The following is a 16,429-nucleotide window of genomic DNA, read 5'->3' on the forward strand; positions in this document are numbered from 1 at the left end:
CTGGGTCGACGCATGAGTTTTTCTTGGCCTTCGCCTATCTGCGGGCAGGCCGGCACGATACGTGCCGGCACCTCGCCATCCGGCAATAAACGGCCGGCGTCCGCAACGCACCGTAATTGCGATTCTCCGGCCTGCAATTTTTACGGGGTTTTCATCGCGGCGTATCACCCTCCAGCCGCGGCCAGCAGTATCTTCGCGTCCATCCACCCCGAGAAGCCACAATGATCCGTCGATCCTTGTCCCTGCTGCTTCCATCCCTGTTTGTGGTTGCAGCGCTGTCGGGCTGCGACGCTCCCGACAAGGCAACCGCCGTTGCCAATAAGGCCCCGGCAGCAGATGCCAATGAACTCCCGTTGTTCGACACCTTCGGCGACCTGCACCGCGACATAGGCAGCAAGGTGCCACTGGCACAGCGCTACTTCGACCAAGGCCTGCGTCTGGCCTATGGCTTCAACCATGAAGCTGCCGGACGTGCATTCGCCGAAGCCGCGCGCTTGGACCCGGCATGTGCAATATGCATCTGGGGCCAGGCCTTGGTGCTTGGGCCAAACATCAATCTGCCAATGGACCCGGCAGCCGCCAAAGATGCCACGGCATTGGCCGCGCGTGCTGCCTCCCTTGCCACTGGCGCGCGACCCGTCGATCAAGCGCTGATCCAGGCGCTACAGAAGCGTTACGCCGACCCTGCACCGGAGGACCGCAAGCAGTTGGATCGCAACTACGCCGATGCGATGGCTGGGGTGGTCGCTAAGTTCCCTGAAGACGATGATGCCGCAACGATGTACGCGGAGGCCTTGATGGATCTCTCACCATGGGCTTATTGGCAGGATGGCAAGCCCGCCGAGTTCACCCAGGCATTGGTCGGCGAGCTGGAGCGCGTGCTGGCGCGCAACCCGCGCCATATCGGCGCGATGCATTACTACATCCACGCCATGGAATCCTCGCCCGAGCCCAAGCGTGCCGAGCCCTACGCAGATGCGCTGGCTGCGCTGGCACCGGGATCCGGCCACCTGGTGCACATGCCTGCGCATATCTACATCCGTGTGGGCCGCTACCACGATGCGACGATGACCAATCTTTCCGCCACTACCGCCGACAAGGATTTCCTTGCAGTCTGCCGTGGCAGCAACGGCGTCTATCCGCTGGGCTACGTGCCACACAACTGGCATTTCGCGACGATGACCACGGGACTGACCGGCTCGCGCACGCTGTCCATGCAGGCCGCCAGACAGACGGCCGATCGGGCGGACCGCGCGGCCATGGGCGAGGCGCCGATGCAGTTCATGCAGCAGTTCGTGGTGGCACCGCTGCTTACCCAAGTCCGCTTCGGTGATTGGGATGGCATCCTCGCTGACACCAGCACCGCAGCCGAACTTCCCTATCCTGCCGCGATCCGCCACTTCGCCCGCGGCATGGCGCATGCCCGCAAGGGCGCACTGGCCGAAGCAACACGCGACGCCGACGCCCTGCATGCCATCGCCGCGGATACGGCAATGGCGCAGGTAAGCTTCTTCGACATCAATCATGCCGACGGCGTGCTGCGTGTGGCCGATGCGCTCCTGCGTGGCGAGCTGCTACGCGCACAAGGCAAGCACGGCGCTGCCATCACTGCATTGCGGGAGGCCGCAGCCGCCGAAGATGCCCTGGCCTACAACGAGCCCGCCGACTGGCCGCTGCCGGTGCGCCCCTACCTGGGCGCCGCGCTGCTGGACGCAGGTGATGCGGAATCCGCAGCCGAAGCCTTCAGTCAGGACCTGAAGACCTATCCGGCCAATGGCTGGTCGCTGTTCGGACTGGCACAGGCACAACAGATGTTGGGCCAAGCCAATGCAGCGGCCGAAAGCAAACGCCAACAAGCAGCAGCCTGGCAATGGGCGGACGCGCCACTGGTAGCCGCGCGTTATTGAACCAACAGCGCTGGCCGCGATGTGGCTGCATCCCCATCCGGCTGCAGCTCGGCCATCGCCGCCAGCGCCGCCGTCTCACGCTGCTGCCAATCGCCGCCCAACTGGCGGAAAGGAATCTGCCGGCTGCCAAGCTCACGCAGATACCAGGCATGCTGCCAGCGCCGGAACGCCTCGTCGCGGCGGGTGCCGTCCTGCACGAATGGAACATCAGGGTCGCACAGCAACACCAGGTCATAGCGACGCTGCGACAATTCCAGCAAGCACGGATCGGCGCGACCAAACATCGCCTCGGCGTACAACAAGGTGGTCAACGGCGAGCTGTCGCAGACCAGCCAGCCGGTGGCGGCACCCAGCAGATCTTCCTCCCGCGCCACCTGGGTCTGGGCGATATGCAACAGATCCGACTCCTGCAACTGCCCATCCTGCGCCTCCCATAGCTCGCGACCATATTCGGCCGCGTAGACACTGTCGCAGCGCGTGGCCAGCGTCCGCGCCAGCGTTGACTTCCCGGTGGATTCACCGCCCAGCAACACCACCCGCCTGACGAAATCGCGATACACCTGCGGTGCCAGCTGCTGCCGCTGCGCATGCAGGTCCGCGCGCACTGCAGTGCCCGATACCGGCACGCCGCGCCGTGCCGGATCGACCTCAACGTGCGCCACCGCGCGGCCGCCATGCAGTTGCTGTTGCTGCGACAGCACTGCAGCGAAACCGGTCCCGTAGTCCTCGCTGGTGAACACCAGATCCACCTCGCTCTGGATCACCTCGCGCAGCAGCCAGGCCATGAACAAACGATGCACCTCGTCATCCGCATCGTTGTGCGGCAGGCACCGCGCAGCCAGCCCCAGACCTTGGCAATGTGCGGCAAGGCGGCTGTCATCGAGCACCCAGTGCTCCACATTCGGATACAGCGCTCGCAGCCAGGCCTCGCGTCGCGCAGGCCCCATGCCAGGGAACTCGGGCTTGGTATAACTGACCACGATCAGGCGCTCGCAAGCGGCCTGTGCATGATCCAACAGGAATTGGTGGCCGCGATGCAGCGGGCAGAACTTGCCCACTACCAGACCGACCCGCAGCGTGCTCACGCAGCCGCGCCCTGCTCGCGCCACAGCCGGCGCCAATGCCGCCAGGCCAACCAGGCGTTGATCCAATACGCCGCATACAACACGGACGTCAGGGTGAGCCCGCGCGAGGCGTACAGCGGGACCGCGATGGTGTTGACCAGCACCCACACCGGCCAGGTCTCGATGCGCCTGCGCATCAGCAGCAGCTGCGCCAGCACCGACAGGCACAGCACCGAAGAATCGGCGAACGGCGCGTAGGCGTCGGTGAAGCGATGCAGCACCAGTCCGTAAGCAGCACCGGCCAGCAGCGCACCTGCGCCCATCAGCGCAAAACTGCGCAACGGCGTGCGCTTGATCGGCAGTGCCGCATGGCTGACACTGGCATGCCAGTTCCACCAGCCGAACATACTGGCCACGACGAAGAACACCTGCAGCAGCACATCAGCATACAGCTGGGTATGCCAGAACAGCAGGCCGAACAGCGAGCAACCGATGATGCCGGTCCACCAGGTGTGCACGCTGTTGCGTGCCGCAAACAGGATGGATGCGGTGGCGAAGGCGTTGGCGGCGATTTCCAGTGCGGTCATGCGCCCAGGCCTTGGTTGAGATCGGTGGTGTATTGCAGCACTTTGTCCTCCGCGTGCATCAGCACGACCTGCACCGGCAGGTCGTCCAGGGTGTGTTGCAGGGCTGCTTGCGCCTGCTGTGCGTAACCGGCCTCGGCGACCGGCAGATGCAGGCTCACGCTGCCATCGCCGCCTTGATGCACGCGAAAGCGCGACAGCGGCAGCGCCGCCAAGGCGTGGGTCAGGTCGATGTTGTTGATCCAGCGACCGCTGCGGGTGCGGTAGCGTACCGGTCGCCTGCCCTGCAGGTCGACAATCATCGGCACATCGCCGCACATCGCCAGCGCGCCACGGTCGCCGGTGCGGTAACGCAGCAGCGGCAGGCAGAAGTTGAAACCACCGGTCAAGGTGATCTCACCGACCTGTCCATCGGCAACTGCACGACCGGCATCGTCCAGCACTTCCACATACATGCCCGGCTGCAGCAGCACGTGGCCACCGGCGGCGGCATCATGCACCGCGAGTGGACCGGCTTCGTTCATCGAGTAAATGTCCAGTACGGGGCAGTCGAATCGTTGTTGCAAGGCCTGCCGCAGGCCCGGCGACAAGGCCATCGACACCGACAGCAACGCGCGGGGCCGATGGCTCAGTCCCAACTCCAACAAGGTGGCGAAGGAGATCGGATCACCGGCAATCACCTCCGGCTGCAGCGCATCGATATAGCGCGCGCGGTCATCCGGATGACGCCACTCATCCGGATGCAGGTTGATCTTGGCCAGCCCCGATTCGCCCATGCTAGGCGTCACCGACACATAGGTGAAACAACGTTGCTGCATGCCCAGCAGCATCACCCCCATCTGCCCCTGGCCATTGCGCAGCTGCACACCAAACCGGGCCAGTGCGCGCTTGTGATAGGCCAGATAGCGTGCGGCCACCACCGGATGCGAGGGCAGCACCAGCGGATGCCCTGTGGTGCCGGTGGTGCGGAAGTTCATCATCCGCTGCAACGGCAGCGGATCGGGAACGAACTGGGCGATGTCGGCAGCCAGGTCACCGCGATGGGTGGTGGCGATGTCCTCGAAGCATGCAGCATGCCCGCGCGCGCGGAAATACGGCACCTGTGCCTCCACATCCTCGACAAAGCCCTGCAGCCACGGTGGCGGTGAACCCGGCTGCCACTGGAAACCCGCGCCGAGGATGTCGTGCTCGTACGCGCGCAGTTGCTGCACTTCGGCGGCGAGCAGTCGATTGCCACTCTGGTTGCGGTAACGCGGTGCCGCCGGATGCTCGCGCATCCGCTGCAGCATCGCCCTGCCCGCTTCGCTCAGGGTGGGATAGCGCTCGCCGTCGTGGGGGTCCCGGTTCACTTGCACGTCCACCAGCGCGTTCACTCGCGCGTCCACTTGTCCGCCGACTCCTCGGCGGCCTTGCGTGCCAGCGCCTCGCGGATGGCACGTGCGCGCGCTTCAGCGGCGCGGCTGGCTTCCAGCAGGCGACGGCGCTCGACGCTGCTGACGCTGGCCAGGCGATCAGCTGCCTGGGCAGCGGTTTCACCCGCAGGCAGCAGGCCCAGCCGCGCGATGGCTGTACGCACCAGTTCCTCGCGCCGATCCGGGTCGTGCAGATAGCGGTTCACTGCGGCCTCCGCTGCCAACGCGGGCACTGCCTCGGCAAATACCGGCAGCAGCGCCTCACGCGGGAAGCGCAGCGCCTGCCAGCCCTCATCAGCGAGCAGCCAGGCCATCACCGCGGACAGACTCAGCTGGTTGGCGGTAACCGCAGCCAGGTTGCCGGACAGGCTTGCCTGCAGCACAGCAGGCAAGGCGACGCCGTGCAGCGCCAGCACGTCATTGACCACGGCGGCGGCGTGCAGCTGCCCTTCGCGGCCGCGCCGTGGCGGATCGAGGAAGTCCGGTGGTGTATCGATCAGGCGACGCAGCAGGGCGTCCAGCGGGGCGCTGTTGCTCATGGGTGGTTCCGTAAGGTGGTCTTCATCGGCCGGCCACGCCCGGTGGCTGGTAATGGCGTTGGCTGAATTCGCGTGCGAAGGCCAGCAGGTCGGTCATGTCGCGCACGACGTGGATATCCCAGCCCTGCTCGCGTGCGCGCAGCAGGTCGGCGGTCCAGCCTTTGGCATCGGCCAGGCTTGCCGGCAAGGGGCTGTAGAGATTCAGCGCCATGGTGCCGCCAGCCCGGCCCACACGCAGCGCCTGCGCGGCGACATCCCAACCGCTGTTGCCACGCTCGTCCTGCTCGAACATGGTGGTGATGCCGTCATCTGAGATATGCAGGATATGCACGGCTCGCGCAGCCGCCGGCCGCTGTGCGTAGGTGCTGCGCAGGCGATGGATGGGAAAGGCGGTCGCCCCGCCGAAATACCCCACCAGCACCTTGAGGATGTCGTCCTCGCTGCGCACGAAGCCATCGGTGTGCAGGCATTGCTGTTTGCCGCTCCACAAGGTGGCCTGCACGCGCGCACCCGCACGCAATGCCGACAACGCGATCACCGCCCCGGCCAGGGTCAGCCAGGAGGTGACCTGCTGCGGATCGGGCATGGAGCCTGAGCTGTCCACGTACAGGTCCAGATCAATCGGTTCATTGGCAGGCTCGTTGCCCGGCGCCGGCCCCATCACCCGCTGCACCGTGGTCACGCCCGGCACCACGGTGGGCGACTGCATCACGGTCTGCAGCCAATCCACCGCATCCAGCGGATCGCCGGGCTCCCAGGGCTCCAGCCCTTCAAGTTCGAGCTCCTGCGCCTGCGGCTGCGGGCTGACCGGGAAACGGATCAGGTGCGGCAAGGCGCGCTCGCGGTAATAGCGCACCGCGAATTGCTGCGGGTCCATGTCCAGTCCGGCCGCACGCAGGATTTCGCCGTATTCGAACGGCTCACGGGTCTGGCCGTGGCCGGGCGTGCTGGTCAGCAATGCGTCCTCCGCCACCACGTCTACCGCGTCAGCATCTTCCTCACCGGTGATCCGCGGATCGAGCGCCGGATGCAGCACCGGTGCGAGTTCGTCTTCTTCCAGCCGGTCCAGTCCCACCGGCTGGCTGCCATGCCCGGCATGGCGGGTATCCATCAGCGCGTCGACGCGCGCGTCACTGATCGTCTCCAGCAAGTGCGGCAACAGCAAGGCGCTGAAACGGCTGGCGCCCTCCATCCACTCGCCGGCATAGGTGCGGATCACCCGCGCGCCCAACCAGGCATCGCCGCGCAGGCCGGCATCCTCCAGCGCTGGTCCACCGAGGCTGCCGGCCGGCTGCTGCCACAACTGCTCATAGATGCCCATGTACAGTTGCCACAACGGTGAACTGCCGTTGGCACCTGCCGCAAGGCGCTGGTAGATCGCGGCCATGCGCAGGCCGCATTGGCGTTGCAGGCGGTCATTGATCAACAGGTCGGTGTAGAGGTTGGCGACCATCGGCGCGTGCGCTTCCAGCGTCGGCAGCGCGCGACGGATACGCGCCAGCAGCCGCGCGTGATCCGTTGCAGTCGCAGGTGCCAGCACGTGATGGCCGATCTCGTGGGCGAGGATTTCGCGGGCGTGGTCCTGCAACCCCAGCCGCTGCACCTGCGGCAGATCGATCACCACCCGCTGGTCAGCCAGGCGGATCATCGCGAAGCTGCCGCTCAGGCCTTCCTTCGCCGCCTCGACGCTGCTGGCGCACAGCCGTGGATCCTGCAGCCGGGTGAAACGGCTCCAGTCAGCCAGCGCCAGCGGCCAGGCGGCGCGCCAACTGGCCAGCAGGCTTTCCTGTTCGGTGCTGCTCATGCCGCGCCCGGTAGCAGGCGCACGTGGTGCGACCATGGCGAATACAGGGCGATGCCGGCCGGTCCAGTCACCGCCACAAGGCCATCAGCGGGTGCGGCGTAAGCGATGGCAGTCGTGCCTATGCGCGCGCCCTGGCTGTCGAATGAAAGCTGCGTGGCAGGCGTGGTCCGCGCCGCAGCAAACTCTGCTGCACTGGCGGGCAACACCACGCCACCGAAGGCATCGGCGATCAGCAGGTAATGGCGGTCGCCGCTACGGGCAATGAAACCTTCCACGCTGGCGCGCAGCTCCGGCGGCGCGGCGAAAGGGCCGCCAAGCCCGGTGAATCCGCCCACCGTCTGCCCCTGCGCGCTCGCCGCTGCACCCTGCGGGTGCCACCAGCGCTCGCTGCCGAGTTGGCTGCGCAGCGACGGCCACTGCGCTTGGTCGACGCCCAATGCGTCCGCCGCCAAGTCGGCAGGCAGACCATCGGCCTGCGCCAACGCCGCCTCGCGCAGATGCGCCATGCCGGCTTGCCATGCACACAGCGCGCCGACGCTGCGCAAGGCCACCGTGCTGTCGCAACGCGGTGCCAATGCCACCATGCGCTGCAACCATGCGTCGACGCGCACGCCCGGCACCTCGTGCATGCGCACGACCGCATTGCTGAGTGCACCCAGCGTTTCCAGAGGGGCAAGCGCAATCAACGGCGCTGCCGGCACTGCCAGCTGCTGCCACGCCGCATCGATCCACGGCAGGCGAGCTGCCGGTCCTGCGAGTCCCTGCGCCACCAATTCCAGGCCCAGCTCGAACGCGACTTCGGTGGCCGCCGGCATTGCCGCTTCGTCCGCTGCAGCAAGCGCCACGCACAACGGGTCCAGCGTCTGCTCGACGAAGCCCGAGAACGCTGCGGTATCCAGGGTGGGCCAACGTTGCCTTGCTTCGGCAACCTGCTGGTTGAGCAGGCTGCGGCGCGATGCCAGCAGGCTGGTCAGTGCGGGTGACAGCACCTCAGCGCGCCTGCTGCCAATGCAGGTAATTGGTGTAGCGCTGGTGCAGGTACTTGAGCTTGAGCAGATCGTCGTAGAGATGACCGTAGAGCTTGCGGCCCTTCACCCGTTCCTCCACCAGGCGCTCGATGCGGGTCAGGCGCGCACGCGTCTCGCGTTCGCTGACGCCATCCAGCCCGCGTGCGAACTGCGCCGACAGCTCGCCGACCGGATCCTTGCGGTCCAGGTCCAGGCGATCGTACTCGGCATTGGAGCTGTCCAGCAGCCAGCGCAGCCAGCTGAGCCGGTCGCTGCGGTAAGCGGCATTCTCCGGCAGGGCGAAGAACGGCGCATCCAGATCGGGCTGCAGCTTGTCGTTCAGCACGAACGGCAATACCTGGCGCACATCATCCAGGGCGACCGCGGCATTGCCACGGAACCACGCCAGTGCCTTGGCGAACATCAGCAAGGTCATCAGGTTGCGTACCGACAAGCCATTGCGGGTCTGGCAACCCAGGTCCTTCATGCGATCACGGCCGGAATCGGCGGCAATGGCCTGGGCCCAGTCAACGCCGGCCAGGCGCACGGTGTCCTTGGTCAGGTATTCGAACTGCGCACCCGCGGTCTCCATCAACTCGAACTGGCTGCTGAAGAACTCGATGCGCCTGCGCACATCCTGCGGCACTTCCACCGCGCGGATCTGCTGCAGCATCTGCTCGCCTTCCTCCTCGCTGAAGATGATCTCGCGCGGCACCACTTCTTCCGGACGGATGTTCTGCTCGATGCGCAGCAGCATCTCTTCCAGGAAACGCGGATTGAAGGCCAATGCCTGCACCACCACGTCGATGCGGTCGCGCAGGGCTTCGATCACCTGGTAGGTGCCGCCGCCACGGTCGTCGTTGGCGGTGAGGTACCACGCCGATTCCGGGCATTCGTAGACCTGGTTGAGCACTTCGGCGTAGTTGTCCCCCATCACCGTCAGCAGCGCGCTCTGGGTGCGGGTGGGGATGCGGTTGTACTCGTCGATGATCTTGACCCGCATGCCCAACCAACTGCGCCAGGCGATGCGGATCTGCGACATGTCCTGTGCGGCGACCAGGTCGGCCGGCAACGGATTGCCGAGCAGGTCGGCGATGGTCATCTGCGGGTGACCATGCTGCATGGCACGGCGCACCTCGCGCACCGGGTAACCGGCAAGTACGCCCATCAGGATCGCGCTGGCGGTCTTGCCACGGCCGGGGCCGCCGACGAACAGGCATTTGCGGCGGGTGGCGAAGGTCAGCAGCGGCAGCAGCACGTAACTGGAATAGCTCTGCGCCGAGGGCAAGGTCAGCTGGCGGCGGGTATCGCCCACATTGAAGCTGGCCGATGGACCGGCGTGGTACTCGATGTCGTAATGCGGGCTGATGATGGCGTTGTTGACGATCCAGAAGTAGGCCTGCCGCAGCTTCTCGTCCAGCGCCAGTGGCGCGGCATCGGCGCCGCCGGTCAACTGCACCGGTCCTTCATACAGTTCGGCCACATCGAAGGTCCGCGACACCGGCTCGGCCTTCGGGTTGGTTGGCGCCTGCGACAGGCGCTGGAACAGGTTGAATGGCGACACCGGGCGTCCCTTCATCACGGAACCCGGATTCTAGCGTGGGGGCGGTGACCTCGGCCGCCGCTCAGTCAGTCGGCTGCGCGGCCTGCTCGAACCGGAATACCTGCACACGCTCACCGGCGGAGACGGTAGCCGTCAGCTGCCGGCCGTTGCGTTGGTAGGCGATCCGCTGCGGGAAGTCATGTTGGAGATTCTCGAACACCACCGACTGCGCGCCCTGCTCCACCAGCGCGAACCTGACCGGCGCGGGATTCCCTGCAACATCGGCGACGTAGTAGAGCTGCCCGCCTTCATCGATGATGCGCAGGCGCTCCTGGAACCGCAGTTCGCCTTGCCGATAGCTGCGGCCCTCGCCTTCCAGGACATCCGCCTGGCGACGCCATTGCTCAGCGCCGCTGGTACCTGCTGCCATGCCGGTGCGTTGCCAGTTGCCCAGCAACCAATCCAGCGACGCCAGTTCCGCCGCAGCGGCGGTCACGGTACTGGCTACACCGACCAGCAGGACCAGCCAGGGCAAGGACCTGCGCATCAGTCGCGCGGCGGGATCAGCGCATCATCCAGTGCGCTTGCCCGCTGCCAGGCCGGGCGGCCGCGCAGGCGTTCGCCATAAGCTGCAAATGCGTCGCGCGCAGGCATGCTCTTGAACATCTGTCCCCACAGGATCTGGCTGCCGACATAGACATCGGCCGCACTGAAGCGCTCGCCAAGCAGCCACGGCGACGCCGATGCGGCCAGCTGCTCCAGGGTATCGATGGTCTGCTCGAAGCTGCCGTAGCCCACGGTGCCGGCCTTCTCCAGCGGGGCAAGCAGGCCCAGGGCCTTGGCGCTGACAGCGGCTTCCACCGGTCCGGCGGCGAAGAACAACCAGCGCAGGTAACTGCCGCGCAGCGGATCATCCAAGGCGGGCGCCAGTCCCGCAGCGGGAAACGCATCGGCAAGATAGGCACAGATCGCCGCAGCTTCGGTCACCACCACGCCACGGTGGACGAGGGTCGGCACCTTGCCCATCGGGTTGATGGCGAGGAACTCCGGGCCTTTCATGCTCTGGCCGTACTCCAGCACCTCGGTGCGATACGGCTGGCCCAATTCCTCAAGCATCCAACGCACGATGCGGCCGCGCGACATCGGGTTGGTATAGAAGACGATTTCTTCTGTCGTGCTGCCCATGCGCCTGACTCCAGGGGATGAGGCCGCAGTCTAGCAATTACGCCGGCACTGTCATTCCCGCATTGGCGGGAATGACAGCGGAGCAAGGCCGACCCCGAAGAATAGACCCTCGGCTTGATCGCCCGCTTCAATCAATACGCAAATTCGCCGAACAGGGGATCCACGCTGCCATTCCAGCGGCCATGGAACAGTTCAAGCTTGCGCTCGGCCGCGGTCTTGCCGGAGTCCACGATCTCCTGCAGCACATCCAGGAAGCGCGTCTCGTCCTGGCCATCGGCATTGAGCGCGGCACGACGGCGCAGGCCATCACGCGAAATCGCCAGCGCCTCACGCGCCAGGTCGCGCACCGTGCCGTTGCGGAACGGCAGGTTCATCGCCTGCTTCGGCACGCCGTCGCGCAGCACGTTGCGCTCGGCCAGGCTGAAGTCCTTGACCAGATCCCAGGCCGCGTTCAACGCCGTTTCGTCATACAGCAGGCCCACCCAGAATGCCGGCAGCGCGCAGATGCGGCTCCACGGGCCACTGTCGGCACCGCGCATTTCCAGATACTTCTTCAACCGCACTTCCGGGAAGGCGGTGGTGGTGTGGTCCGACCAGTCACGCAGGGTCGGCAACGCGCCCGGCAACACCGGCAACTTGCCCTGCAGGAAATCGCGGAAGCTCTGTCCGCTGGCGTCGTGGTAGATGCCATCGCGGTAGGAGAAATACATCGGCACGTCCAACAGATAGTCGACGTAGCGCTCGTAGCCGAAACCATCCTCGAACACGAAATCGAGCATACCGGTGCGGTCCGGATCGGTGTCGGTCCAGATATGCGAGCGGTAGCTCAGGTAGCCGTTGGGCTTGCCTTCGGTGAACGGCGAGTCGGCGAACAGCGCGGTGGCAATCGGCTGCAGGGCCAAGGACACGCGGAACTTCTTCACCATGTCCGCTTCGCTGGCGTAATCCAGGTTGACCTGCACCGTGCAGGTGCGGGTCATCATGTCCAGGCCGAGCGAACCGACCTTGGGCATGTAACTCTTCATGATCTGGTAGCGGCCCTTGGGCATCCACGGCATGTCGGCACGGGTCCACTTGGGCTGGAAGCCCATGCCCAGGAAACCCAGCTGCAGCTCGCCGGCCACCTGCGCCACTTCATTGAGGTGGCTGCCGGTTTCCACGCAGGTCTGGTGCAGGGTTTCCAGCGCGGCGCCAGACAACTCCAGCTGCCCGGCCGGCTCCAGCGTCACAGAGGCGCCGTCGCGCAGCAGGGCGATGGTATTGCCGTTCTCCTGCACCGGCTCCCAGCCGAAGCGGGTCAGGCCGTTGAGCAGCGCATTGATGCCGCGCTCGCCTTCAAAGGTGGGTGGACGCAGGTCATCCAGGCGAAACCCGAACTTCTCGTGCTCGGTGCCGATCCGCCATTGCGACCTGGGCTTTTCACCCGAGGCAATGCTCTGGACCAACTGGTCGCGGTGGGTGATGGGGGTATCAGCGACGTGGCTCGGGCTCGACAAGGGCAGGCTCACAGAATTCTGGGCAGGGCGGGAAGGTGGGGGCCAACCCCCGCCATCGCAAGGGCGCACTATATCGCGGCGCACATTGCCATCGTGTCACGGCAGCGGTTTTCAGCATCCTATAAAAGCAGACTTGACCGGCCCGGCTACTGCGCCTGCGAGTCATTCCGCGATGGCCGTTGCACTGGCCCTACACTGTGCGCATGAGCCGCAGCCACCATCGTGAAACCCACCGTTCGGAGCGTGTAGGCTGGCTGCGTGCCGCCGTACTGGGGGCGAACGACGGCATTGTCTCGGTCGCCGGCCTGGTGGTCGGCGTGGCCGCCAGCGGCGCCAGCCCCTCGGCCATCCTCGCCACCGGGGTGGCCGGCACGGTGGCCGGCGCCATGTCGATGGCGGCCGGCGAATATGTCTCGGTGATGTCCCAGGCCGATGCCGAACACGCCGACCTGGCCATGGAACGCCGCGAACTGCATGAAGACCCGCATAGCGAACTGCAGGAACTTGCCGGCATCTATCGCCGCCGCGGACTCAGCCCCGAGCTGGCGCAGCAGGTGGCCGAGCAGCTGACCGCACACGATGCCCTCGCCGCCCATGCGCGTGACGAGCTGGGCATCACCGAGGAACTGCGTGCCCGACCGCTGCAGGCCGCCGCCGCATCGGCCAGCGCATTCGTCGTCGGCGCCGCCCTGCCGGTACTGACTGCATTGCTGGCTGCCCCGGCACGCGTGGCGGAAATAACCACCGCGGCGACCCTGGTTGGGCTCTGCATCACCGGCGCGTTGGCGGCGAAGGCTGGCGGAGCACCCGTGGTGCGTGGCGCCTTGCGGGTGGTGTTCTGGGGCGCATTGGCGATGGCTGCGGCCGCAGCCATCGGCCACCTGTTCCAGATCACGGTGTAAGCGATGAACGCAGAGAGCGACGCCACGCCCGCTTTGCTGGCCCAGCTGTCTTCCTTGGTCGACTGCCAGCGCGCCGAAGGGTATGCCTGCATCACCGCGCGCCGCGAACACGGCGCCAGTTCGGTGGACATCCCGCAGCCCCAGCTCGCCATCCTGCTGCAGGGGCGCAAACAGGCCCGCACTGCACAGCAGTCACTTGAATTCGGCCCCGGCGATCTGTTCCTGATCACCCGCCGCAGCCGCATCGATGTGGTCAATATTCCGGACCCGCACAGCGGCCTGTACCTGAGCGCGATCGTACCGCTCTGCCCGGAAGTACTGGCTGCGGCCCGTGCCTTGTGGACCGACGCCCTGCCCGATGCCGGCCCCGCGCTGGCACGCCTGCCGCTGGCCGCCCATGGTGCCGCCCTGCTGCAATGGCGGCAGGCCTTGCAGCACGGCCAGTACACGGAAGCAAGGCTGGCCCTGGCCGCGCTGGTGCTGGCGTTCTGCCGGCGCGGCCATGGCAGCCTGCTGCTTGCGCCCGAACCCGGTCTGGGCGACCGCATCCGCGACCTGGTTGCCGCGCAGCCGGAACGCGACTGGCAATCGCGGGACTTTGAATCGCAGCTTGGCATCAGCGGCGCCACCCTGCGGCGACGGCTGGCGAGCGAACATCTCAGCATCCGTGAACTGTTGGTTGATGCACGACTGGCCCATGCCATGCAGCTGCTCTATACCACCCGCCTGCCACTGAAGACCGTGGCAGCACGCGCCGGTTACCGTTCACTGGCCAGCTTCAGCAAACGGTTTGCCGCGCGTTACGGGTTGGAGCCGGCGGCAATCGGCAACAGCTGAGCGCGAAGCGAGCGTTTCGCGCGCCATTGTGAGCGAAACGCGGCGGCACGTCGGCGCAGCATGAGGGTCCCGCGGCACTGCCGTACTCGCAGGAACCCCCGATGTATATCCGCCCCCATTTCCCTCTCGCGGCCTTGATGATCCTCGCCGTCAGTTGCGTTGCGCAGGCACGCAGCACGCATGCCGTGCAACAGCAGGTTGCCGGCGTCCATCACCAGCAGATCGACGAGCTGCAGGTCACCGCCCTGTTTGACGGCGTGGTGGCATTGGGACGCCAGCAGCTGGTCGGGATTGATCCCGGCGCGGTCACCCGCCTGCTTGAACATGGCTATGTACCGGAAGATGGCAAAGGCCTGCAGACCGCGGTCAACGCCTATCTGGTACGCCGCGGCGATCACCTGAGTTTGATCGATACCGGCACCGCGCAATGCTTCGGCGCTGATATCGGCCTGGGCCAGGTGCTGGGCAACCTGCGTGCCGCCGGCTACGACCCGGCCGAGGTCGATGACGTGCTGCTGACCCACGCCCATCCGGACCATATGTGCGGCCTGCTGGATGCACAGGGCAAGCCGGCTTTCCCGAAAGCCACGGTATGGCTGTCGCAGGCCGATGCCGCCTATTGGCTCGATCCGACCAGCGAAACCACCGCCCCGCAGCCACTGCGGTTCGCGTTTGGCCTGGCCCGCAAGGCGGTGGCGCCTTATGTGGCCGCCGGCAAGTTGCACCGGTTCGGTCCGGGTGAGCCCCTGCCGGCAGGGATCACCGCGCTGGACAGCCACGGCCATACCCCCGGCCATGTCTCGTATCTGCTTGAGGGTGGCAGCGGCCAACAGCTGCTGGTATGGGGCGACATCGTGCATTTCCATGCCGTGCAGTTCGCCCGCCCGGACGCCGCATTCGAAGCCGACAGCGACCGCGGCGCTGCGATTGCCAGCCGCCACCAGCTGATGGCCGAAGCATCCGACAAAGGCTGGTGGGTGGCCGGTGCGCACCTGCCGTTCCCGGGGCTGGGGCATGTGCGTCGCGAAGGCGAAGCGTTTGCGTGGGTGCCGAACGAGTTTTCGCCGTTGAAGTGATGCTGTTGCTGTTGCTGCCGTTGCTTTGGCTTTGGCTGTAGCTGTTGCTTTGGCTTTGGCTGTAGCTGTTGCTGTTGCTGCTGCCGTTGCTGTCCCCTCTCCCGTTTACGGGAGAGGGGTAGGGGTGAGGGCAGCTTTGGCTTTGGCTTTGGCTTTGGCCTCGAATCGCACAACAACCTGGAAAGCACAAAAACAAAAACGCCGCCTTGATCGAGGCGGCGTTTTGCATGTACCCAGGTCTGGCAGACCACCAGCTTCGCGGCTTACGCCGCTCCCACAACTCACACAGCTGCTGCTTCACCTGCACCGTCCGCTGCCGGCGGATTCAAGCCCAGCCAGCCGCCGATGATGCCGCGTGCTTCGTCCACGCCCTGGCGCGATTCGCCTGAGAAGGTCTGCACGCTGACCGTGTCGCCAAAGATCGAGTGCAGCTCCTTGCGCACCTTCTGCAGGGTCTGCATCTGCTGGCCACGGCCCAGTTTGTCGGCCTTGGTCAGCAAGGCATGCGCCGGCAGACCACGCTGCACCGCATAGCCAAGCATCTGCCGGTCGTAGTCCTTCAGCGGATGACGGATATCCATCACCACCACCAGGCCCTTGAGGGCATTGCGGGTGCGGAAGTACTGGTCGATGAAGGCCTGCCAATGGGCCTGCAGGTCCAGCGGCACCTTGGCGTAGCCATAACCGGGCAGATCGACCAGGTGCGCGTCTGGCGTCACCTCGAAGAATACGAGCTGCTGGGTGCGGCCCGGGGTCTTGGAGACACGGGCCAGGGAGTTCTGGCGGGTCAGCGCGTTGAGCGCGCTGGACTTGCCGGCGTTGGAGCGGCCGGCAAATGCCACTTCGGCCCCCAGATCCGGCGGCAACTGCCGGGCATTGTGGGCGGAAAGGTGGTAACGGGCGCGTTCGATGAGCAATGACATGTGCATAGGATCGCATGTTGCGGCGCCGCGCGTCGGCCTGGCCGCTGTCCCGGGACCACCGACCGGATCGATTTTGCTGCACTGCTTCGTTGACCGTGCCGCAAAACGCCGTTGATAATCCGGGCGATGCCGGCGGAAAGCCCCGCCCGG

15 protein-coding genes are annotated in these 16,429 nt (G+C 66.0%); 4 read left to right on the plus strand and 11 right to left on the minus strand.

The window, feature by feature from the left end:
* Positions 1–221 precede the first annotated feature (221 nt).
* Positions 222–1,907: a hypothetical protein gene (locus ACVOLQ_RS00415; RefSeq protein WP_481526675.1), complete on the plus strand. Its 1,686-nt coding sequence runs from the start codon at positions 222–224 to the stop codon at positions 1,905–1,907.
* On the opposite strand, the gene ACVOLQ_RS00420 is transcribed toward ACVOLQ_RS00415, so the two are convergent.
* From ACVOLQ_RS00420 to ACVOLQ_RS00465, 10 genes are all read right to left on the minus strand, one after another.
* Positions 1,901–2,992: an AAA family ATPase gene (locus ACVOLQ_RS00420; protein ID WP_481526676.1), complete on the minus strand. Its 1,092-nt coding sequence runs from the start codon at positions 2,990–2,992 to the stop codon at positions 1,901–1,903. The genes ACVOLQ_RS00415 and ACVOLQ_RS00420 overlap by 7 nt on opposite strands.
* The gene (pnuC, locus tag ACVOLQ_RS00425) at positions 2,989–3,558 is read right to left on the minus strand and encodes a nicotinamide riboside transporter PnuC (protein ID WP_481526677.1); all 570 of its coding nucleotides are present in this window, start codon (positions 3,556–3,558) and stop codon (positions 2,989–2,991) included. Before pnuC ends, ACVOLQ_RS00420 begins: the two co-directional genes overlap by 4 nt.
* Positions 3,555–4,940 carry an AMP-binding protein gene (locus tag ACVOLQ_RS00430; protein WP_481526678.1) on the minus strand — a complete coding sequence of 462 codons (1,386 nt, stop codon included), beginning with the start codon at positions 4,938–4,940 and terminating at the stop codon, positions 3,555–3,557. Before ACVOLQ_RS00430 ends, pnuC begins: the two co-directional genes overlap by 4 nt.
* Positions 4,925–5,506, minus strand: coding sequence for a hypothetical protein (locus ACVOLQ_RS00435; protein ID WP_481526679.1), 582 nt, complete (start codon positions 5,504–5,506; stop codon positions 4,925–4,927). Before ACVOLQ_RS00435 ends, ACVOLQ_RS00430 begins: the two co-directional genes overlap by 16 nt.
* A gap of 22 nt (positions 5,507–5,528) precedes the next feature.
* On the minus strand, positions 5,529–7,310 hold the full coding sequence (locus tag ACVOLQ_RS00440) for a hypothetical protein (protein WP_481526680.1): 1,782 nt from the start codon (positions 7,308–7,310) through the stop codon (positions 5,529–5,531).
* A complete protein-coding gene (locus ACVOLQ_RS00445; RefSeq protein WP_481526681.1) occupies positions 7,307–8,299 on the minus strand; it encodes a hypothetical protein in 993 nt (330 codons plus the stop codon). The genes ACVOLQ_RS00440 and ACVOLQ_RS00445 overlap by 4 nt, the downstream gene beginning before the upstream one ends.
* A 1-nt stretch (position 8,300) precedes the next feature.
* Positions 8,301–9,896: an AAA family ATPase gene (locus tag ACVOLQ_RS00450; RefSeq protein WP_481526682.1), complete on the minus strand. Its 1,596-nt coding sequence runs from the start codon at positions 9,894–9,896 to the stop codon at positions 8,301–8,303.
* 46 nt (positions 9,897–9,942) lie between these two features.
* Positions 9,943–10,407: a DUF6265 family protein gene (locus ACVOLQ_RS00455; RefSeq protein WP_481526683.1), complete on the minus strand. Its 465-nt coding sequence runs from the start codon at positions 10,405–10,407 to the stop codon at positions 9,943–9,945.
* Complete coding sequence (locus ACVOLQ_RS00460; RefSeq protein ID WP_481526684.1) at positions 10,407–11,045, minus strand: glutathione S-transferase family protein; 639 nt, start codon at positions 11,043–11,045, stop codon at positions 10,407–10,409. Before ACVOLQ_RS00460 ends, ACVOLQ_RS00455 begins: the two co-directional genes overlap by 1 nt.
* Positions 11,046–11,176: 131 nt before the next feature.
* Positions 11,177–12,541 carry a glutamate--cysteine ligase gene (locus tag ACVOLQ_RS00465; protein ID WP_481526685.1) on the minus strand — a complete coding sequence of 455 codons (1,365 nt, stop codon included), beginning with the start codon at positions 12,539–12,541 and terminating at the stop codon, positions 11,177–11,179.
* Between the two features lie 203 nt (positions 12,542–12,744).
* Between ACVOLQ_RS00465 and ACVOLQ_RS00470 the strand changes: the two genes are divergently transcribed.
* The 3 genes from ACVOLQ_RS00470 to ACVOLQ_RS00480 all read left to right on the plus strand — a co-directional run bounded on the left by ACVOLQ_RS00470 (position 12,745) and on the right by ACVOLQ_RS00480 (position 15,356).
* Positions 12,745–13,443, plus strand: coding sequence for a VIT1/CCC1 transporter family protein (locus ACVOLQ_RS00470; protein WP_481526686.1), 699 nt, complete (start codon positions 12,745–12,747; stop codon positions 13,441–13,443).
* Between the two features lie 3 nt (positions 13,444–13,446).
* Positions 13,447–14,280, plus strand: coding sequence for a helix-turn-helix transcriptional regulator (locus ACVOLQ_RS00475; RefSeq protein ID WP_481526687.1), 834 nt, complete (start codon positions 13,447–13,449; stop codon positions 14,278–14,280).
* 101 nt (positions 14,281–14,381) lie between these two features.
* Positions 14,382–15,356 (plus strand): MBL fold metallo-hydrolase, encoded by a 975-nt coding sequence (locus ACVOLQ_RS00480; RefSeq protein ID WP_481526688.1) that lies wholly within the window; start codon positions 14,382–14,384, stop codon positions 15,354–15,356.
* 281 nt (positions 15,357–15,637) lie between these two features.
* Here ACVOLQ_RS00480 and yihA read toward each other — a convergent pair whose 3' ends face one another.
* Entirely contained in the window at positions 15,638–16,279 is a 642-nt protein-coding gene (gene yihA, locus ACVOLQ_RS00485; protein WP_481526689.1) for a ribosome biogenesis GTP-binding protein YihA/YsxC, read from the minus strand.
* Positions 16,280–16,429: the final 150 nt, after the last annotated feature.

This window comes from Stenotrophomonas sp. STEN031 (assembly GCF_056759975.1).